Origin of the sequence: Maribacter sp. 2-571 (assembly GCF_050589625.1) — a bacterium.
Lineage (GTDB): Bacteria > Bacteroidota > Bacteroidia > Flavobacteriales > Flavobacteriaceae > Pelagihabitans.
The window spans coordinates 42555-62684 of the sequence record NZ_JBNGOP010000006.1; the positions used below are offsets into that span (position 1 = coordinate 42555).

19 protein-coding genes are annotated in these 20130 nt (G+C 43.8%); 4 read left to right on the top strand and 15 right to left on the bottom strand.

Annotation, left to right across the window (positions count from 1 at the left end):
- The first annotated feature begins 136 nt into the window (after positions 1 to 136).
- From ACRD7P_RS06180 to ACRD7P_RS06195, 4 genes are all read left to right on the top strand, one after another.
- Complete coding sequence (locus ACRD7P_RS06180; protein ID WP_430906656.1) at positions 137 to 1606, top strand: hypothetical protein; 1470 nt, start codon at positions 137 to 139, stop codon at positions 1604 to 1606.
- A gap of 131 nt (positions 1607 to 1737) precedes the next feature.
- Positions 1738 to 2970: a hypothetical protein gene (locus ACRD7P_RS06185; RefSeq protein WP_430906657.1), complete on the top strand. Its 1233-nt coding sequence runs from the start codon at positions 1738 to 1740 to the stop codon at positions 2968 to 2970.
- Between the two features lie 17 nt (positions 2971 to 2987).
- Positions 2988 to 4508, top strand: coding sequence for a hypothetical protein (locus tag ACRD7P_RS06190; RefSeq protein ID WP_430906658.1), 1521 nt, complete (start codon positions 2988 to 2990; stop codon positions 4506 to 4508).
- A gap of 340 nt (positions 4509 to 4848) precedes the next feature.
- A complete protein-coding gene (locus ACRD7P_RS06195; RefSeq protein WP_430906659.1) occupies positions 4849 to 5679 on the top strand; it encodes a mechanosensitive ion channel family protein in 831 nt (276 codons plus the stop codon).
- Here the strand turns inward: ACRD7P_RS06195 and tsaB are convergent.
- From tsaB to ACRD7P_RS06270, 15 genes are all read right to left on the bottom strand, one after another.
- Positions 5676 to 6356, bottom strand: a complete 681-nt coding sequence (tsaB, locus tag ACRD7P_RS06200) for a tRNA (adenosine(37)-N6)-threonylcarbamoyltransferase complex dimerization subunit type 1 TsaB (RefSeq protein ID WP_430906660.1) — start codon at positions 6354 to 6356, stop codon at positions 5676 to 5678. The two genes, ACRD7P_RS06195 and tsaB, sit on opposite strands and share 4 nt — an antisense overlap.
- 18 nt (positions 6357 to 6374) lie before the next feature.
- Entirely contained in the window at positions 6375 to 7742 is a 1368-nt protein-coding gene (locus tag ACRD7P_RS06205; protein WP_430906661.1) for a TolC family protein, read from the bottom strand.
- 59 nt (positions 7743 to 7801) lie between these two features.
- Positions 7802 to 8920 (bottom strand): efflux RND transporter periplasmic adaptor subunit, encoded by a 1119-nt coding sequence (locus ACRD7P_RS06210; protein WP_430906662.1) that lies wholly within the window; start codon positions 8918 to 8920, stop codon positions 7802 to 7804.
- Between the two features lie 44 nt (positions 8921 to 8964).
- Positions 8965 to 10218 carry an ABC transporter permease gene (locus ACRD7P_RS06215; RefSeq protein WP_430906663.1) on the bottom strand — a complete coding sequence of 418 codons (1254 nt, stop codon included), beginning with the start codon at positions 10216 to 10218 and terminating at the stop codon, positions 8965 to 8967.
- Positions 10219 to 10220: 2 nt separating this feature from the next.
- The gene (locus ACRD7P_RS06220) at positions 10221 to 11450 is read right to left on the bottom strand and encodes an ABC transporter permease (protein WP_430906664.1); all 1230 of its coding nucleotides are present in this window, start codon (positions 11448 to 11450) and stop codon (positions 10221 to 10223) included.
- On the bottom strand, positions 11443 to 12144 hold the full coding sequence (locus tag ACRD7P_RS06225; protein ID WP_430906665.1) for an ABC transporter ATP-binding protein: 702 nt from the start codon (positions 12142 to 12144) through the stop codon (positions 11443 to 11445). The genes ACRD7P_RS06220 and ACRD7P_RS06225 overlap by 8 nt, the downstream gene beginning before the upstream one ends.
- A gap of 102 nt (positions 12145 to 12246) precedes the next feature.
- Positions 12247 to 13365, bottom strand: a complete 1119-nt coding sequence (locus ACRD7P_RS06230; protein WP_430906666.1) for an efflux RND transporter periplasmic adaptor subunit — start codon at positions 13363 to 13365, stop codon at positions 12247 to 12249.
- A 49-nt stretch (positions 13366 to 13414) separates the two neighbouring features.
- A complete protein-coding gene (locus tag ACRD7P_RS06235; RefSeq protein ID WP_430906667.1) occupies positions 13415 to 14671 on the bottom strand; it encodes an ABC transporter permease in 1257 nt (418 codons plus the stop codon).
- A gap of 42 nt (positions 14672 to 14713) precedes the next feature.
- Positions 14714 to 15961: an ABC transporter permease gene (locus tag ACRD7P_RS06240; protein WP_430906668.1), complete on the bottom strand. Its 1248-nt coding sequence runs from the start codon at positions 15959 to 15961 to the stop codon at positions 14714 to 14716.
- Positions 15962 to 16254: 293 nt separating this feature from the next.
- Positions 16255 to 16470, bottom strand: coding sequence for a hypothetical protein (locus tag ACRD7P_RS06245; protein WP_430906796.1), 216 nt, complete (start codon positions 16468 to 16470; stop codon positions 16255 to 16257).
- Between the two features lie 10 nt (positions 16471 to 16480).
- Positions 16481 to 17014, bottom strand: a complete 534-nt coding sequence (locus tag ACRD7P_RS06250; protein ID WP_430906669.1) for a DUF420 domain-containing protein — start codon at positions 17012 to 17014, stop codon at positions 16481 to 16483.
- Positions 17015 to 17743, bottom strand: coding sequence for an SCO family protein (locus tag ACRD7P_RS06255; RefSeq protein WP_430906670.1), 729 nt, complete (start codon positions 17741 to 17743; stop codon positions 17015 to 17017).
- Between the two features lie 23 nt (positions 17744 to 17766).
- Positions 17767 to 18399, bottom strand: a complete 633-nt coding sequence (locus tag ACRD7P_RS06260) for a hypothetical protein (RefSeq protein ID WP_430906671.1) — start codon at positions 18397 to 18399, stop codon at positions 17767 to 17769.
- 224 nt (positions 18400 to 18623) lie between these two features.
- Positions 18624 to 19007: a cytochrome C oxidase subunit IV family protein gene (locus tag ACRD7P_RS06265; RefSeq protein ID WP_430906672.1), complete on the bottom strand. Its 384-nt coding sequence runs from the start codon at positions 19005 to 19007 to the stop codon at positions 18624 to 18626.
- Between the two features lie 60 nt (positions 19008 to 19067).
- On the bottom strand, positions 19068 to 20042 hold the full coding sequence (locus ACRD7P_RS06270) for a cytochrome c oxidase subunit 3 (protein WP_430906673.1): 975 nt from the start codon (positions 20040 to 20042) through the stop codon (positions 19068 to 19070).
- Positions 20043 to 20130 lie beyond the last annotated feature (88 nt).

The following is a 20130-nucleotide window of genomic DNA, read 5'->3' on the forward strand; positions in this document are numbered from 1 at the left end:
TTGCCGCTAAAGCTAATGTGAACAACAAAACTAGTACCGGCGTAAAGTGCAATTCCCATAAACAATTGCGCAAGCACGCAAACACCTAAGAAATAGATGAGTATTAATTAACTGATTTAAATATAAATTTTACATTATGAGAAAACGAATAAGTGTAGCCTTCCTCGCATTGTGTTGCTTTGCATCCTGTAGCGAAGAAGAAATGATACCCACCAAAGATATCGATTCGGTAAAGGCGATAGGCGGTTATGGTCCAAATGGCCAAATTTTAAGGGCCGGTTATGGTTTCAATCAACTCACCTTTAAAACCTACGATTCCCCAATCGACAAACCGTTAGGCAGCGTTTTTCAGACAAATAACTTTCCCAATGGAACGCGACTGGAATTCGCTATTGTCGATGACGAAAAAATTATTGAGAATGTGCTGTCGAGGGAAGATAGTTTTGAATTTGGTTTCAATCAACCTGCAGATGCCAATCCCGGTGTGAACGTACCGAGTGAAGAAGGAGGTATAGATAATGGTGAATCGCCAGAACCTCCCGTGGGACCAGGGCCGCCGGTTGAAGGCCCTGTTTCGGTGCCCGGAGGTGGCAACAACATTACTTATGAAGAAGGCAGGGCAATAGCGGATATTATTTTTGGGGAACCTGACGTAAACGACGTTCCCCAAACACCACCAACTTTACCCGAACCACCATCAGGACCAGGCCCTGCGGAACCCGCACCTGGAGAAGATGGAAATCGCAAATTTCCAACTTTTGCCGATGTTAGTTTTTCCGTTTCGGCTCGAGAGTTTTTTGCTAAAAACATTTCAAGTAACCAAAGAAGTATTTCCGTTATAGGCCGTGTTACGATTCCTATTCGAAAAGATGAAGTTCTTAAAAAGCGACCACGGTTTTCTCAAGAAGCCAGAGAAGACCTCAAAACCGGTGTCTATACCTTTATGGATAATTATGGTCCTGCATGGGTTACAAGTGAAATATCGGCTATCGAAGTATATCATGTGTTCAACTTCATATCAGACGTTAATGAAAGTGGCGAAGAGGAAATAGACGAGAACGGTATAGGTATTGCGGTACGTAATTTCTTTGGCTTCAACACCTCAAGAAGTCTTACCAGAAAAGAATCGATCAGCATAAGAAAATCATATGTCGATTCATATGTACTTACAAACCTCGTAAATTACACACCGCTTTTGGTTACTCAAAACAACTTCAACAATCTATTCCTCAACGGTAAATATAAAGACGAAATAGACAAAATGAGGGCTCATGCCAGGGCCAACCCTTTAGACCTTAAACCTTATAGACAGACCCTTGCACCGCACGCAGACCCTTTTACGGACAAACCGGACCAAGGTCGTTTGAATCGTCTATTTCGCGCGGAATTTAGCAAAATGGGAAGGTGCAATAAAAATCTTGACGATTGGACCGCCTTGGAAGCTAGGCTTACCACTGTACAAAAAAAATCTAAAAGAAGCGACATGCGAAGACGCGCTACGCAGGCTTTGGTCGAGGTTAGAAGTCAGATAAGTGCGGCGAGGGAATGCAGTAGAAGAAGTAGGGCACCACGCAAAAACAGGTTTATAGGAATTACCATAAAATAGCCTTCCATAGTACGCTTTATGCTATTGAGAGATAGCGAAAACAACACATACGATCTTGCTTCAGGCGAATCTCGAAAGCAAGATCGTATTGTTGTTATGCCGCTTGATGTTAAATCATTAAAAAAAGAATCATGAAAAAAATAACCCTGTTGGCATTCTGCTTAATACTGTTTGCCGCTTGTTCAAAAGAGCAGGACTTTGAAGATTTGACCGACCACCAAAGCTTGGATACGATAAGCACGGTAGCCAATGCCAAAACCGCTTTTCGTAACAACAAGTCTTTCTTCCTTAGAGGTGAACCGATTTATGCAGGTACCGGTTATAACCCCAATACGGATAACCTTTCCAAACCGGCTTTCGTTAGGGAAGATATTAACTACGAAATAGATAACGGTAGGGAAACACAATTTCTCTCCGAAATTCAGATTATTAAAAACCATAGGGAGTTTGAGGCCGTGGTCAAAGATTATACCATCAAGAACGATTCTCCTAAGAAGCTTTTTGTCGGAATCAGTCCAACGGTAGTAGATCAAAGAATCAAACTTACGGAAACCACGGCTTCGGTATATGCAAAAATCAGCTTTAAAACAAAGGGATATCAATCGAGCCGCATTCCCAGGTTTACCGAGGAGGCGATCTCCATTTTGGTAGATGGGGACACCGACAAGTTTCTTGACACCTATGGGCCAATGTACATCGACAAACAAGATCTCGGTGGTGACCTCTACTTTTTCTACACCTACAGGGTTGCGAACTATAACAGTAATAGCGAAACCGCTCTTGAGACAAAAGTACGTAACGATTTGTTACGTTTTATAAACAACCCCAACAGCGAGAGCAGATTATCTCCCGAAGATCAAGAGGTCATAAAAGCAAACCTTATAAACAGGAGTTTTTACACCAATCTTAAAGGGTATAATCCACTAAACAACAACATTACCAATGTTGACGATTTTGAAGCCGAAAAGCAAGCCGTTTTAAGGTTCATCAGACAACGGCAGAGCAGGGCGGCAACCATAGGGTTAAACTTAAAATCCTATGATAAGGTGCTAAAACCAGCATATGATGAGCGTTTACGGTCGGTAAGCACAAATGTAAAAACCACTTTGAGAAACGAATTCAACAAAGAACTCGGTTGTTATGAAAATCTGGGAAAATGGAAAGCGGTTAAAGCAAGCTTATTCTATATCAGAAAAAATACCACGGACAATGTTCTGAGGAATGATGCGAATACGGTAATCGCGAGGTGCAATGGTCAAATCGGCTATGCCACCAACTGTCATCAAAACTCCGTACCACCCTCAAGCAATGAAGGCCAGTCCATCTTGGACCGGTATCAAGATGAATTGAACAGAAGAGATTAATACTAAAGCATACCATTATGAAATACTATAAATTAATTATCCCGGTGCTGTTATTACTATTTTTTTCCTGCACTAAAGAGGATATGGAAGTAACCTCCGAAACCGAAAAGCTGTCCGCCGTAAATTACACGGTAAGAGGTTCGGACGGCGTAAAATATAGGGCCGGTTTTGGCTTCACCCCTTCCATCGACCGTTTGCACGAACCTGCCTATGATAATATCGAGTTAAGGGAAAGTTACAACTATGGGAGGGCCCCCGTTACCGTATCCTACAAGGTGATTCGGTCGGACTCCGATATTGAAAGTTTTGTGCGGGACGTAATTCGCGTCAATGCCGGTTTCCTTGGTATTTTTAAGTACAAAAAAACGATAAAAGACCTCAGAGGAAAAATCAGAACCAAAAACAATAGGGTAAACATTATTGCCAGGGCGGCATTCAATGATTATCAATACAATGTCAGTAATACGGATAAGTTAGTGTACAATGATCGCGCCAAACAACTGTTGGATAATGAGCAATTTTCACAGTTTTTCAACCTTTATGGAGCTTCCTACGTTTCCAAACAAGTTTTTGGGGGCGAGATATACTTTTTATATTCCTATGAAAGCTCGGCGATAACAAAGGAGACCAAAGGAAAATACAATAAGCTGGCCGCTGATCGTATAGAAACACTTTTTAATCTAGAAAGCACGTATGGGTTCCCACAGGAAGAAAAGTCCTTATTGGAAAACACCACCGAAATTTTTAAATCATGGACCAACATCGGCGATTTTGCCCCAGCCTTTATTAAAAGTGAAGCTGAATTTAACACCGAGGTGCAGCGGGTACGCACTCATTTGAACAGAAATCCGGATCAGGCTGCGGGGGTTTACCAATTTTTGGAACCATACCGATATCCTGGTAAAAATCCGAGACTGTCCGAAGCTTTCCGAAACGAACAACGCTGTTTCAACAATATTGATCGTTGGGCGAAATTGCGAGACGATTTGCTTAAGGCACAGGACAATGATGTTCTCGCACAGCTTTTTCAAGGTAATTACGACAATGCATTAACCTATGTGGAAAACAATCTGAATAGATCACAGCAGTGTCAAGGAACTGTTTCCCCACTTACTTTAAGCAGTTTAAAAACCAGATATGGAATCCGAGATTCGGGAACCATAAATATAAAACTGGGTGGTAACAGCAATTTTTCCTGGGTAAAAAGGGGGAGTTATTATACCATAGGAACGTCGTTCGGAACAAGTGAACGAATGCAACTGGTTTATGACAAGATTACCAAAACGGTTCGATTTAATTGGGCTCCAATAGGGGACACCAGGTTTTTCGGTCCAATACGAAACCAACCTCAGGTGTATGGAGGCCATAGTATCAACGATCCCGACACCTATTTTATTCTGGAACATCTACAGGGCGATGAATATGCCGTAAAAAGTAGGCCTAGAGGCACCTATCTTAGACCACCTTCCACCGCCGGAGGGGAGTGGCGTTGCGATGCCCGAAGAGGCGAAGCCATTGTTCGTATCGTAAAGAACTGAATGTAGTTTGTTTTTTGTTTTAGTTCCTTAAACCAAAACGGGTTCCTTTTTCAAGGGCCCGTTTTTTGATTATCACCTCCTAGTTTTTTCCATTAGAGTGAAGACCTCCTAGTATTGCAAGGGCACCTACAACGTATTTTTACCCTTCCCTACGAATCGCCGATCTTACCCCCGTTCTTCCTTACGAATGTTCGTTTTCCGATAAAAAAAAGACGCAAAACGGTAAAGCCCTTGTCGCTAGCAAAATTGCAGGCTACCTTTACACGCACGGAATATGCAACTAAAAACTAGATAGCTTGAAAAACAGGCTGGTTGTTAATGTTGTTTTAATTTTTGTTTTATGGAGGAAATAACGAATTATAGGGAACATATCGATAACGCCATCGATTGGCTTTGGGCGGCATTACCGAACCTCATCATGGCCATGGTCATTTTTATAGTAGGGCTTTGGATTGTTCGTTTCATCAATCGAATGGTACGTCGGTTTTTTGAAAAAAAAGACTATGATCCTACCTTAGAGTCTTTCCTACAAAGTTTTATAGGAGCGGCGCTAAAGATAATTCTCTTTATATTGGTGGTAACACAACTTGGGGTAAAATCGTCTTCCTTGGTCGCCATTATCGGCGCAGCGGGCTTGGCAATAGGTTTGGCCCTACAAGGTTCGCTTTCCAACTTTGCCGGTGGTGTGCTCATTTTAGTGTTCAAACCGTTTAAAGTAGGGGATTGGATTTCGGCCCAGGGTGTTGATGGTACCGTTAAGGAAATAACGATTTTCACCACCAAGCTGAACACCTTCGGCAACCAGCTCGCCATTATCCCCAATGGTCAATTGAGCAATAACAACATTATCAACTATAACTTTGAAAGTACCCGCAGGAACAAAATAGATGTGGGTATCGGCTACGGTTCCAATATTAAAACGGCAAAAGAGCTGCTTTTGGATATCTGCGCCTCACATTCGGGTATCCTAAAAGAACCCGTGCCGGAAGTATATGTGGGCGCATTGGGCGATAGCTCCGTAAACCTGACGTTGCGGTTTTGGGCAAAGAACGAAGATTATTGGGCGGCCCATTTTTATGTCATGGAACAGTTAAAGTATCGTTTCGACGAAAACGACATCGAGATACCGTTTCCGCAGCGTGACGTGCATATGAAAACCCCCTCCGCTTAACCCTTTTTGCCCTTGCCCTGAAGCACAAAATCCTTTAGGTAATACGGCTCAAAATAAGCGACGTCCTCTAGGTCGTTCGCCATCCATTTATGGTAGGAAAGTGCCGCCATTTCTTTTGCGGAAGGCACCACGGAACTATCGATGTGGATGTTTTCGTGCGCAACCACTCCCCTACATTTTTCGGCACCGCTACCGAGCAGCAGTACTTTTCCCTGTGCACTAAAGGTCGCAAAGGAAGCTTCGGTAATAATTTCGGCTTCCGTATTGCGTACACAATTTCCATGCGCATCAAAAACCGCGGAGTATACTTCCATGCGACGGGCATCTAAAAGTGGGATCAAAAAAGAAGCATCCCCATCCTTTTGTTCCTGTACCATACTTTCCAATGTGGCCACGGATATTAGGGGAATCCCCAAAGCGAAACAAAGTCCTTTGGCCGCCGAAACCCCTATCCGGAGTCCAGTGTAGGAACCGGGACCCTTGCTAACGGCCACCGCATCCAAATTGGAAAGGGAAAGCCCTAACTCATCCATCACGGCCTCAATGAACGGATGCAACTGTTCGGCATGTGAGTATTGTGCACTGTTCTGTTCGCGTAACGCGAGCAGCCTGCCGTCTTCGGCAATGCTTATGGAGCAATTGGTAGTTGCCGTTTCCAAATTCAATAGTAACGCCATATCGGCAACAAAGATAGGTTAGTCCAATTTAATCGGAATACCAAAATAGAACTCCAAAATCTTTAATCTGAAAATATAGTCGTACTTGGTGCGGACCACCTGCGCTTCCGCATCGTCGAGTCTGGATTGTTCCTGGCTAAACTCAAAAGCGTTCATGAGCCCTACATCAAAACGTTCCTTGGAGTAATTATAGGCCAATCTTCGGGCCTCCACTGTTTTCTCCGCAGCCTCATAAGCTTTAAAAAATGCTTTTACATTTACATAAGCTTGGTTGATGACCGCCTCCAAATCAAGTTTATCGACTTCCAACTGAACTTTCGCACGCTCTACGGCGATTTCGGCACGTTTTATATTGTTCCTGGTACTAAAACCGTTAAAAATGGGAACATTCAATTGCACGCCGTAAGCGACCCCATCAAAAATCCATAGCTGATCTGTAAAATTCGGAGTGAAAAACTGTGGCGGACTGTTCGGGTCTAAACCGGCAACGGGAATCTGTGCTACATCCGAGTATCGGGTTCCATAGTTCGCGAACGCCCCTAATGAGGGCAACAACGCCCCTTTGGAGATTTGTAGATCTTTTTCGGCCAATGCGATGTTCGATTCCGATACTTTAATATCATTTCTGAATTCCATCGCTTTTGCAAAAATAGTCTCCGGGGCGTTGTTCAAAACATCCGAAAGCGGTATTTCAAAGGTTTGGTCAGAGGTATCAAAATTGGCATAATCGGTAATCTGTAGCAATTGCGCCAAAGCGATCTTTGCTATTTGAACGCTACCCTCCGCGTTTACGACCTGTTGTTCCTGATCTGCAGCGGTGGCCTCGATCTGTAAAAGATCTCCGCGGGGCACCACCCCGGAATCTACCAATTCCTTTGTCCTCTGTAAATCTTGTTCCGTTACGGCGTATTGCGCCTGGGATACCTTTAACGACTCCTTGTTCGAAACCACGTCCAAATAAGCATTTGCCACGTTCAAACGAATATCGTCCTTAATATCGTCCAAACGATATTGGCCCGCTATGGCGTTCAATTTTGCCCTTTGCATTTGGTAACGGTTCCGTAAGCCGTTAAAAATATTGACGTTGGTATTCAAACCGGCGCTCACGTTGTTCTGGGTGCTATTGGTAGGAAGGTTGTTCGTGGGATTTATCGAGAAACCGGTATTACTTGAAAATGTGCTGTTGGCGCTCAAGGTGGGCAAGAAGTTGCCCAATGCGTCCGCTTTGTCGATCTCGATATTTTTTAAATCCAGTTCCAACTGTTCAATCGTCAAATTATTTTCGACCGCATACTCCACACATTCCTGCAGTGTCCATTTTTTTACCTGTCCCGTAATCGTACCGATCGAAAACAGAAGTGTTGCTAATGCTATTCCGTACTTCATTATAATCCTATTTATGATTGTTTTTGATTGATGTCCTTTCTGTTGCATAAAGAAGTGTATTAAGAGTCCCCTCCGTTATCTTCTTCCTTTTCCAGTTCGTTCCAGACCTTTATCTTTTCATTTTCTTTAAGTCCGGAAATCACCTCTACATCGATACCATCGCTAACGCCCAGTTCCAATTCCCTTTTCTCAAACTTGTTTTCGCCGACTTCGATCTCCACATAAGGCTTTTCGGTCTCCTTATCAAACTGCAAAAGGGCCTCCTTAATGGCCAAAACATCTTTTTTCTCTTCTAACACAATAGCGGCATTGGCACTATAACCAGCCCTTACGTAAGCGGTATCGGTGACAACCAAATCGCCCTCAATCTTAAACTGCACCGCCCCTTCCTCTTCTATTCCCTTGGGGGCAATAAACTTCAATTTGGCCGAGTAATTCGATTTTTCAAGTGCACCAAGGCTGATTTCCAAGGGCATTCCCAACTGTAGCTTGCCTACCTCGGCCTCATCCACCTCTCCTTCAAAAATCATTTTGGCCATATCGGCAATGGCAGCTATTGTGGTGCCGTCGTTAAAGTTATTGCTCTGGATTACCTGATCTCCCTCTTTTACGGGGATTTCCAAGATGGTCCCTGAAACCGTAGATCTTATGTTGGTATTGGCACTTGCCGAACCACCGGCCGACCCGACCCTGATGATGCGGTAATCGTTTCGAGCATTTTGCAGCTCTAGCTTTGCCTGGTCATATGTTAATTTGATGGTATTAAAAGCTTGACTGGCGACAACGCCTTTATCAAACAAGACCTTGTTACGATCAAACTCCAACTTGGCGTTCGAAAGGCTTACTTCGGCATTTCGCACCCTACCGCGCGCGCTCGCCAACGACTGTTCGTTCGGAACCACTTTGATCGTTGCTATAAGGTCGCCTTCTTTTACCTGCTCGCCTTCCTCCAAGTAAATTTTATCGATGATACCGGATATTTGCGGTTTAATATTGATTTCATCTTCAGGAATCACTTTTCCCGTTACGATGACCTTGTTCACAATATCCCTTTTTTGCAATTCCTCCGTTTCGTATAGTTTTAAAGGAGTGGTGTTCTTTTTAATAAAAAAGGTTACCGCCCACAAAAACCCCAATATTAGGAGGCCTATTAAACCGTATTTGACGTATTTGTTCATTCGTATTGGTTTTGAGTTTTATATGATTTCTTTTGATTCGATATTTATTCTTCCCGCAATGCCTCGATCGGCTTTATTTTGACGGCCCTATTGGCCGGAATCAGTCCTATTAGCGTACTTAAGGCCACCATTAGTAAAAAGGATACGGTAAACTGCGGAATGTTGATCATGGGGTTTTCTATAGGTATATCACCGCCGTTCAACGCAATTCCGATCAGCCCCAATGCACCTACCGAGATGGAAAAACCTATTAGCCCTGCAAAAGTCGTTAGTACTATAGCTTCAAGCACAATCTGTCTTTTAACTACTTTTGGTGTGGCCCCGAGCGCTCGGCGTACCCCTATTTCCTTCGTACGTTCCTTTACCGTTATCAGCAAAATATTGCTTATCGCGATCACTCCCGCAAGCAAAGTGAAAATCCCGACAAAAAACGAAAACCCTTTAAGTACCGTGGTAAAAGCGGAAATACCGTTAAAAACCTCCGACATATCAAAACTACCGATGGCGCGCTCGTCTTTCGGGCTGATGTCATATTTTGCCTTTAGTATTTTTTTAATCTTACTTTCTACAACGGGAACCTTGGTATCTTCGTTCACCGCTATGGCCATCCAACCCATCCGATCGCCGGAGTTAAACGCCTTTTGGAAGGTGGTGAAGGGTATAAATACCGCATTTTCACCGTCTATATTAATATTGTTGTTCGGTTTGTAAATTCCGACCACTTTAAAGAAAACCCCATTAATCCGGATGTCTTGGCCCACGGCGGTCTCCCCCTTATCGAAAAGCAGTTTAAAAGTCTCCTCCCCGATGACACATACCTTTTTAGAGCTTTCGATGTCGGTCTGGTTTAAAAAACGCCCTTCCACGAGCTTCTTTTTGGTAATGTTATCGATTTCAGGATAATCTCCGTATACGGTCGACCCACTTTTACGTCCTTTGCGATAAACGGTGACAACGTCCCTATGGCTTCCCAATTCGATACGCGGAGCGAGCACGTCGATTTCGGGAATTTGTTTTTTGATGATGGCGGCATCCTCTATTTTAAACCGAATACGCCTGCCCCTTTCAAAACCTTTATAAGGCTCGGACGTCCTTTGGCTCCATACGAACAAACTATTGGAGGCGGTTCCCTCGAATATCTTATTAAAACCATTGCTCAAACCATTAGATCCTCCCAACAATAAAATCAATATCAACATGGCCAATATGACACCTATCATGGTCAAAAAGGTACGTGTAATGTTCTTGCCCAAAGTGGCCAAAATCTCTCCCCATAAGTCTCTATCGAATATCCACATAACTATTTATCACTTAATGCTACAATAGGTTTTACCCGAGCGGCTTTTAACGCAGGTATGAATCCCGCGATCAAACCGGCCCCTACCAAAATTACCGTGGCGATCACGACGGTAGAAAAACTGACCGAAGGGTTAGAAAATGCAGGAAAATCAAGGCTTGGTCCTATCAGGGCCAGTAATCCCGTCGCAAAAAGCAACCCTACAAATCCTGAGATCGCGGTAATAAAAACCGATTCCAACAATACTAGTTTTATAATCTGTGAAGGTTTTGCCCCAAGCGCTTTTCTTACGCCTATTTCCTTGGTACGTTCCTTTATGATAAAGACCATGATGTTACCGATGCCCACGATTCCGGCGATTAAAATCAAAATTCCCACGACGACGCTCATAAAACTCAATCCCCCGGTAAACGTACTGATATCGGAAAAAGCCTCGGCATAATTGAAAATCCGTATGCCCGACTGGTCTTCTGGTGCCACCTGATGCCTACGCTTCAATATTGTTTCCAAACGCCTTGAAAATTCCAATGCCTTGGTCAAATCATAATTTGCGTTATAGGTTAACGCGATCTGATTGATCTCGTCGGTATTCCCATAAATTTTCTGATAGGTGGTCAAAGGCGCATAAATATTCCGCTCGGCATTGTCATCACCCTCATCGATAAATACCCCGATTACCCTAAAGGGCAGGTTGTTGAATTCTACAAATTTCCCAATAGCTTCTTCCTTATCAAATAAGTCTTCGGCAACTTTTCTTCCAATGACGGCAACCTTCGCACCCGCCCTAAAATCATTTTCGTTAATGTACCTTCCTTTTGTTACAATGGTCTTCTCTATGGCCTGAAAATCGGGGTGGACCGCCTGTACATTGTACGTTCCCGTCTCACTTCGGTAACGGGCCGATGTGTTTTTATACAATCGTCCACTAATAAATTCATGATCGTTAGGAAAGCTTTTTTTTATGTAGGCGACATCATCGTTTTTCAGCTGGATACGACGGTCCTTTTCAAAGCCCGCATACGCTTTGGAGGTAGTTCCAGGGCGTATAAAAATAGAATTGGTGGCATCATCGTTGAACTGTTTGGTGAAACCATTTTGCATTCCGTTAACGGAACCCAATAACATGACCAAAATAAATATCCCCCACCCCACGGAAAAACCCGTAAGGAACGTTCGGAGCTTATTGTTCCGGATGCTGTGAAAAATTTCTTGCCAAATGTCCCTATCAAACATAAGCGGACGCCCTTACTTGTTCTACTTTTTTGTCCTCAACGATCACACCGTCCTTTAAATGTACGATGCGTTTGCACATTTCGGCAATGTCCTCTTCGTGCGTTACCACTAAAATAGTATTGCCGTCATCGTTTATTTTTTGGATCAGGTCCATTACCTCATAGGAGGTTTTACTGTCCAATGCCCCTGTAGGCTCATCGGCGAGCAATACCTTGGGTTCCGCCGCCATGGCCCTAGCAATGGCCACACGTTGTTTTTGACCGCCCGACAATTCACTGGGCAAATGGGTCGCCCATTGTTTTAAGCCCACCCGTTCCAAATAGTTCAACGCTTTTTCCTGTCGCTCCTTACGGTTTACCTTTTGGTAGTACAAGGGCAAGGCCACATTTTCCATGGCGCTCTTATAGTTGATCAGGTTGAACGATTGAAAAATGAATCCCAAAAATTTGTTCCGATACTGCGCCGCCTTGGTCTCGTTCAGGTTTTCTATGGGCACTCCGTCCAACACATAATCCCCACTGTCCGCGGTATCCAGCATACCCAATATGTTTAAAAGGGTGGACTTGCCCGAACCCGAGGATCCCATAATGGCCACCAGCTCTCCCTCGGCCACCGAAAAATCGATTCCTTTGAGAACGTGAAGGGAATTGCTTCCCATTTTATAGGATTTGTGAAGGTTTTTAATTTCGATCATAATAGTGTTGATTAACGGTTCACTAAAGCTAGTCGATTCCAAACAACCATAGGACTAACGAGTCCATGATTTGTTACAAAAAATACCGACCAATATTGCTAATTAATTGTTTCCGGCGAATTCTTGCGGTTTGATCTTGTTCCAAACCTTAATTCTGTCGGTTTTTTCGATACCGGACTTCACCTCTACGAATATGCCGTCGCTGATGCCCAGTTCAATATCCTTACGCTCGAACTTTTGGTCTCCCTGTTCAATTTCTACAAACGGTTTTTTAGAGGTTGAATCGAACTGTACCAAGGCTTCCTTAATGGCCAGCACGCTATCGGCCTTCGCAAGGATTATGGAGGCGTTTGCGCTCAAGCCCGCTCTAATGAAGGTGGTATCGCTCTTGGTCAAAGTCCCCTTGATCTCGAATTGTATGGCACCATTTTCCTCGTTCCCCTTTGGGGCAATATAATCGAGTACCGCATCAAAAGTTTGGTTTTCAATGGCCCCTACAGTAATTTCCAACGGCAGGTCTTCCTTTATTTTACCTACTTCGGATTCGTCCACCTTACCCTCAAAGATCATCTTCTCCACATCGGCGATGGCCGCAATGGTGGTTCCTTCATTAAAGTTATTGCTTTCGATGACCTGGTTACCCACCTCTACGGGCACTTCCAGTACCATACCGCTGACCGTGGCACGAATTTGGGTATTGGCCGCATTTCCATATCCTTTTGCGGTACCAGTTTTTACAATATCATATCTTTTCACTACGGCTCCGTAACGCTGTTTGGCCTGATCAAAAGCTACTTCGGCCTGCTCCATATCCACTTTTGATATCACCCCTTTTTCAAACAGATTTTTCTGGCGATCCAAATTGCGCTTTTGGTCGTTCAATCCTATTTTGGCCTCATCGATCGCATTCCGGGCATCGTTTAAAGCAGTTAAATTCGGAACGACCTTGACCCTGCAAATGAGGTCACCGGACTTTACATAGTCACCCCCTTCTACAAAGACCTCTTCGATCACTCCTGAAATATTCGGTTTGATCAACACCTCTTCCAACGGCAGTATGCTACCGGTTGCCACGGTTTTTTTAACGATGTTCTGTTCGGACGGGGTTTCGGTCTCATAGACCACGGGGTCCTCGGCATTTTTTTGATAGAGATAGTACATTGCCCCACCAAACGTGAGTACTATAGTGAGTAAGATGATAATGGTTACCGTTTTTTTCATTATTCGATTGTTTGATTGATGTCGTTATTGTTACTGTGTTATTTGTTTTTTACTCTGTTCGTAGGGCTTCAATGGGCCTGACCCTTATGGCGCTGTTCGCGGGAATAAATCCTGCCAGTAACCCGGACACGATCAAAATGATCAAGGCCACCACTACAACACCCAGGTTCACGTTGGGGTTCACGAACATGTCCACCGGTCCGTTCATTTCCAAAATGTAATTGATTCCATAGATCAAAAGCGCCCCGAAAACGATTCCGGCCATTCCGGAGATAATGGTCAGAAATATCGATTCCATTAAAATTTGTTTTTTAATGGACCAAGGCCCTTCACCCAGCGCACGACGGATACCGATTTCCTTTGTACGTTCCTTAACTACGATCAACATTATATTGCTCACCCCGATAATTCCCGACAACAATACCAATACTCCCACGAAATACGCTATAAACTCCAGCGCTCCGAAAAGCCTGACCACCCTACTGAACTGTTCGAACAGATCGAAATGGCCTATGGCCCGAATATCTTCGGGATGAATGGAATGCCGCTCCTTTAGCACACTGAAAATAGCTTCCTTTATACCGGTTATCGGCGTACCGTCGACCGCGGTAATGGCCATCCATCCAACATTGTCGGCCCTATTGAACACCTGGGAGAACGTGGTAAACGGAGTGTAGATGTCTTTTTGGGCATCGGCGTTACCGTCGGTATTGCTCTTATGATAAGTACCGATGATCATGAAATTGACACCATTTATTTTGATATAACTCCCCAAAACGGTTTCCCCAAAATCGTACAGGCTCTTGCGAACATCGGTGCCAATGACGGCAACTTTTCGTTTTTCGCGAATATCGGAGTAATTAATGAACCTTCCCGAGGTAATATCCATCGGTTGCTGCCTTATGATTTCCGGATAGTCCCCATATATTTGGAACGAACCGCTTTTCATGCCACGGATAACGTTGCCGGCCCCTTGAAACCCTCCGGACTGGTTTCTTGGAGAAATATACCGTAAGCCTGGCACGCTCCTTTTAATGGCATCCACATCGTCCACCTTAAAGTTGAAATTCCGGTCTTTGGGCAACCCCTTGTACGCCTTGGTCACGTTTTGGGTCCACATGAACATGGTATTGGTGGCGATATTCCCAAAATCGGCCCGGATACCATTTTCCAGACCTTTGCCCGCCGCCAATAGAATGATGAGGATAAAGATACCCCAGAAAACTCCGAATGCCGTCAATACCGTTCTGAACCAATTCGCGGTCAGTACCTGTATAATCTCGTTCCAACGATCTCTATTGAACATGCTTGTCTTTTTTTTGTTCGCTATTCCCTTAAGTGTTCAGGGTCACTCATCCCGTAACGCTATGATCGGCTGTATGCGTGCCGCCCGATACGCCGGAAAAAAACCGGCCAAGGCCCCAGCAAAAATGAGCAAGAACACCGTAATCAGCGCCACATTAAAATCAATGGAGGGGTTCACCACATAATCCACCTCCACCATAGGGCCCAATAGTTCTAGGAGTCCCATACTAAAAATGAGTCCCCCAAAACCAAAGACCGCCGTTACAAAAATAGCTTCGTGTAAAATAAGTCCGATGACCGAAATGGGTTTGGCACCCAACGCCTTTCGTATGCCTATCTCTTTTGTACGTTCCTTTACGATGATCAGCATTACATTGCTGACCCCTACAATACCTGCGATAATGGTACAAATACCCACGAACCAAAAGAAAATGCGAATACCGCTGCTAAGGTTATGAAAGCGTTGTACATTTTCTAGGGTATTGAACGTATTGATAGCACTCAAATCGTCCGGGGCCACCATATGGGCCTGCTTTAAATAGGTGGTCATTTCCTCTGTAAAGCGTTCCGATTCGGCCAGCGATTCCTCAAAAGTTGCCGCGGGTTTTAAGGTAAAGAACATATTGTTCAGGCGGTCCGCCCCGTTGAACACGCCTTGGGCGGTAGAAACGGGCATGTAAATCTTTTCTTCCTCCCGATCTCCCCCGACGTCACCATATACCCCTATAATCTGAAAGCTGAGGCCTGAAATCTCCAGGTACTCCCCAATGGGGTTTTCCATGGAACCCAAAAGTTCCCGGTGTATCTTATTGCTGATCACAACGACCTTTGCCTTTTGTCGCTCGTCGTTAAAATTCAAAAAACGTCCCTGGGACATAAAGGCATTTTCCAACTGCTGAAAATCGGGCGAACTGCCCCAAATGGAATAGGAACCTGATTCATTTTTGTACAGTATGGAGGTATTGAAAACACGGTACATCGGTGATTTGTACTCCAATTCACCCGCATGGCGTTCCTCTAAAAAGTCGTAATTTTCATCTCGAAGTTGGATGACCCGGCCCGGGTTCAATCCCTTGTATTCTTTGGTGGTCACTTGTGTCCAGACCCCGATCATATTGCTGGCATCACTGGAGAACTCCTTATCGATACCGTTTTGCATGCCCTGCCCAAAACCGAGCAAGATTACCAAAATAAAAATACCTGAAGCTACGGAAAGACCAGTGAGAAACGTACGTAATTTATTTTTACGGATAGTATCAAAGATTTCCTGCCACCTTTCGATGTCGAACATGTGATTGTTTTTGATTGATGGTACAACGAGGGAAATCGTACGCTAATATGACTAGGCTTCCATTGAAATGTTACAGCAACCACTTAAAAAAAATGTTAAAATTTCAATATCATCCATTTTAACTTTGAAATGGCGGGTATGGAAATCGAATTATTTTTTAGTTATTCAAAGCACAAAATCTAAGCATAGCCCCATTTACAGTTAGATCTCTAGCCAAACTGGAGACAAGCTTTTTAACCAAGAATGGTTAAAAAAGAAACCATTTAATCGTGCTATTTAAAGTTAAAACGGTATTACCCTTTCATCTTACGATAAACAACGTAAAAAAGACCACCCACCAAAATATAAGGTATGGCCATAAGGTATACTATTCCGTTATTTACACCTTCGGCAGCCGACACGTTTCCCTCGCTCTGCAAAACCGCGCGACACATGGCGCATTGGGCTTCGGCCCACTCGGGAAACAACAGCAGTACGATACCGATTACCAAAATGCAGCTTTTTTTCATCATCACAACCTTAATTAACGTAATAGGGAGAAATCATTACATATACCACCACTCCGGTTACTGCCACGTACAACCATATGGGAAAGGTGATCCTTGCCAATTTCCGATGCGCCTCATACTGCTCCAAATAGGCCCTTGCATAGGTTTTTAAAACCAAGGGAATGACTACTATGGACAACACGATATGGGATATTAAAATAATCAAATAGACATAGCGCAATAGGCCTTCACCTCCATATTTGGTCGATTCGGAGGTCATATGATAACCGATATACATCAACAGAAACAACACGGAGAGTACGATACAGGTGGTCATTAACAATCGGTGCAGCTTTTTTTTACCCTGTTTGATGGCCCAAACGGCAATCACCAGAAAAACCGCTGTCATTCCGTTGATGGTGGCGTAAATGGGCGGTAAAAAGCCCAAGCGCTCTACGTTCGGGATTTTAACATTGAACAACAGGGCCACTACCACAGGCACTATAATGGACACTATGGTAATGAGCCTGTTAAATTTCTTTTCTTTTGGCGTAACGGTCTGCATTTACTCTTCCAATAATTTTTTGATATCCTGTTTTAAAATCGTGATTTCCTGCTTCTCCCCTTCCTCGTTGACGCCCTCTGCCTCCGATATGGAGCCTTTATAATAGACGATCGGATTTCCATGTTCATCAACACGGGAACGGATGTACCCATTTTTATCGATAAGGGCGAAATAGCCCGAATGTTCGAACCCTCCTGGGGCATCTTCCACTTCAGCGGCATAGATATTGAACCCAGAGTTCGCCAATTCGTAGATTTCCTTTGTTTCGCCCGTCATCAAATTCCAATCCATATCCGTAATTCCATAGCGTTCGGCATACTCCTTCAGTACTTTAGGAGTGTCGTATTCGGGGGTAATGGAAAAGGAAGCGATACCGAAATCGTCGCGATCGGAAAATTCGTTTTGGACCGCCACCAAATTTTTGTTCATGACGGGGCAGATGGATGGACAGGTGGTGAAAAAAAACTCGACCACATATACTTTTCCATGGTAGTCCTTATCGGACACTAACAGACTATCTTGATTTAAGAACAAAAACGACGGCACCCTACGTTTTTTACCGTTTTGAAGTACGAACGCTAGGGCATCGGCATTTGTTTTTTTATTGATGCGGTCGTTCTCCACCACCGCTCCCTGCCGTACCCGATCCACTATTTTAGGGATGGCAAAAATACCGAACACCAAAACGACCAAAGAGACCCAAACATAGGTGTACTTACTTTTTTGCATAGTTGGTGTTTAATGACCGCTACTTATTTACTACGGTCGGCATTATTCTTTTTTAAGGCCAGCCGATATTCGGCCAAAATGATTTTTACGTCGTCCTCCATTTTGTTGTTCAGTTCCGCTACCGAAGCCGTGTCGAAACCGTACTTTGTCCCTTCATCCTCATCGTCGTCACGCCCGCGAAGGTTTCCATCCTTATCGATAATAAAAACATAAGGGGTAGCGCCATCTTTTTCCAACGTCAGATCGGTCTTAAGACCTTCGAACAGCCTTTTGGTCGCTTCCCCATCGGCATACAAGAAATGCCATTTTTGGGTATCGGTAAAGGTACCTATGGACGCTTTCATTTCTTCCACCTTATCTTCAGTTCCCTCGCCGACCACCATTACAAATTGGAAGTCGGTGAACTCGTAAAACCGCTTGTATATTTTTTGATTGAGGTTAAAAACGTTTGCCTGTTTGGAAAGGACATCGTTACCTAAAAAGCCCAAGACCGTAATTTTACCCTTAAAGGTAGTCTCCTTGTCCAGCGTAGCGATATCGATAACATTTTCGGTAAGTGCGGGCAACTTTCCAAAGTTGGTGGTACCCGATAAAAAGAAGAGATACGCGACTATTGGAAGTACAAATAGGGTAATCAGGACCAAGTTCTTCTTCATGGCATCAAATTCTAAACAAAAATACGACACAAAAGGGAAAACAAGCTATTGAAAAGTCTTAACATTATCCCAACAACATTAGCATTTTTTAGGTAATGGCCATGGTCACCCCAAGGCTATAAACTCCATATACAAACCTGTGCTCTGACAGGAAATCCTCGTCAAGGGCATAAAAAAAGGGCAACCTATCGGCCGCCCTTCATATATTGAGAAATCGGTTCTTTTTAGAAGTTCCATTTAACAAAACCGTCCTTGTACACATTGTATACATAATCCGCTTCGAACAGTAGTATGAACACCAAGTAGGCTACCAAAAATATGGGGGTCCAAACAATGGCCCTGCGCAAGCTTGTTTTTTCATCGCGCAAGTGCATAAAATCCCAAGCGATATAATAGGCCTTCACCAATGTTAGAATGATGAATATCCAGTTCAACAATTTCATTCCAAGAAAACTATTTCCAGTGAGCACTGCAGGCTTCGCAATACCCAAAGCCACTTCAATAGCGGTCACTACGGATAAAAACACCAATACTCCCCAAATTTTTGAGGTATTGGATTTGAACTTTAACAATCCCCTGAAAATTTCTAATTTATGTTCGTGTGCCATTTTTAAATATCGTTACTATTCTGCTTTATTACTATTTAAGACCAGCGCTTACCAAACTGTTTATACCAAGTAGAAGAAAGTAAATACAAATACCCAAACCAAATCTACAAAGTGCCAGTAAAGCCCAACTTTCTCCACCATTTCATAATGTCCGCGTCTTTCGTAGGTGCCGAGGATTACGTTAAAGAAAATGATGATATTGATTACGACTCCGGAGAAAACGTGAAAGCCGTGAAAGCCTGTGATAAAGAAAAAGAAATCGGCAAACAAGCGGCTACCGTATTCGTTACGGACCAAGTTCGCTCCTTCTACGACCAAAACCCCGTCCTTTAATTTTTCAAGTGAGGCGGCATGGTCCAATACCGTTTTCTCTCCCTCCTCATTGATCTGCTCGGTTCGGATGACAACATCGGAATTCACCTTTAGCCCCGCCATAACTTCGTTGACGGTGTAGCTGGGCAAAAACCCCTCATCGTAAAACCAAACCCCGTTCTTACGCTGATGTCCCGTTCGTTCGCTAGGTAAGGTTTTTGCAAACTCCGATAAGGCTACGCGCTCCCCGGTATCCGCATTAACAAATTGTAAAATCCTACCTCCTTTGGTTTCTACCGCACCATAATCCCCTTTGATAAAGGTCGCCCATTCCCAAGCTTGTGAACCTACGAATATCGCCCCTCCGATTATAGTCAGGAACATGTACCAGATAACGGCATTCTTTTTATTGTTATGGCCCGCATCCACGGCAAGCACCATGGTAACGGAGGACATAATAAGAATAAAGGTCATGAACGCCACGTAGTACATGGGGAAATTACCGTGAAAGAACGGCACGTGGGTAAACACCTCGTCGGCAATGGGCCAGGTCTCGATAAACTTGAACCGCGAAAAACCGTACGCCGCCAAAAAACCCGAAAACGTCAAGGCATCCGACACCAAAAAGAACCACATCATTAACTTGCCGTAACTGGCACCTAAGGGTTTGTTTCCACCTCCCCAAACATTTTCTTCCGAAGCTGATGTTACCGTAGAATCCATATATTATAAAAAAGGGTTAAAGTTTGTGCAAAAATACATTTTTTTCGTGCAATCGAAAGCCATTACATACCAAAACAGGCTTTCTTCT

Coding starts and splice junctions, on each gene's coding strand:
- ACRD7P_RS06255 (WP_430906670.1), bottom strand. CDS start 17,743: ATGCAAAAAAGTAAGTACACCTATGTTTGGGTCTCTTTGGTCGTTTTG.
- tsaB (WP_430906660.1), bottom strand. CDS start 6,356: ATGGCGTTACTATTGAATTTGGAAACGGCAACTACCAATTGCTCCATA.
- ACRD7P_RS06220 (WP_430906664.1), bottom strand. CDS start 11,450: ATGTTTGATAGGGACATTTGGCAAGAAATTTTTCACAGCATCCGGAAC.
- ACRD7P_RS06235 (WP_430906667.1), bottom strand. CDS start 14,671: ATGTTCAATAGAGATCGTTGGAACGAGATTATACAGGTACTGACCGCG.
- ACRD7P_RS06240 (WP_430906668.1), bottom strand. CDS start 15,961: ATGTTCGACATCGAAAGGTGGCAGGAAATCTTTGATACTATCCGTAAA.
- ACRD7P_RS06205 (WP_430906661.1), bottom strand. CDS start 7,742: ATGAAGTACGGAATAGCATTAGCAACACTTCTGTTTTCGATCGGTACG.
- ACRD7P_RS06190 (WP_430906658.1), top strand. CDS start 2,988: ATGAAATACTATAAATTAATTATCCCGGTGCTGTTATTACTATTTTTT.
- ACRD7P_RS06215 (WP_430906663.1), bottom strand. CDS start 10,218: ATGTGGATATTCGATAGAGACTTATGGGGAGAGATTTTGGCCACTTTG.
- ACRD7P_RS06265 (WP_430906672.1), bottom strand. CDS start 19,007: ATGGCACACGAACATAAATTAGAAATTTTCAGGGGATTGTTAAAGTTC.
- ACRD7P_RS06195 (WP_430906659.1), top strand. CDS start 4,849: ATGGAGGAAATAACGAATTATAGGGAACATATCGATAACGCCATCGAT.
- ACRD7P_RS06180 (WP_430906656.1), top strand. CDS start 137: ATGAGAAAACGAATAAGTGTAGCCTTCCTCGCATTGTGTTGCTTTGCA.
- ACRD7P_RS06245 (WP_430906796.1), bottom strand. CDS start 16,470: ATGAAAAAAAGCTGCATTTTGGTAATCGGTATCGTACTGCTGTTGTTT.
- ACRD7P_RS06260 (WP_430906671.1), bottom strand. CDS start 18,399: ATGAAGAAGAACTTGGTCCTGATTACCCTATTTGTACTTCCAATAGTC.
- ACRD7P_RS06250 (WP_430906669.1), bottom strand. CDS start 17,014: ATGCAGACCGTTACGCCAAAAGAAAAGAAATTTAACAGGCTCATTACC.
- ACRD7P_RS06230 (WP_430906666.1), bottom strand. CDS start 13,365: ATGAAAAAAACGGTAACCATTATCATCTTACTCACTATAGTACTCACG.
- ACRD7P_RS06270 (WP_430906673.1), bottom strand. CDS start 20,042: ATGGATTCTACGGTAACATCAGCTTCGGAAGAAAATGTTTGGGGAGGT.
- ACRD7P_RS06225 (WP_430906665.1), bottom strand. CDS start 12,144: ATGATCGAAATTAAAAACCTTCACAAATCCTATAAAATGGGAAGCAAT.
- ACRD7P_RS06185 (WP_430906657.1), top strand. CDS start 1,738: ATGAAAAAAATAACCCTGTTGGCATTCTGCTTAATACTGTTTGCCGCT.
- ACRD7P_RS06210 (WP_430906662.1), bottom strand. CDS start 8,920: ATGAACAAATACGTCAAATACGGTTTAATAGGCCTCCTAATATTGGGG.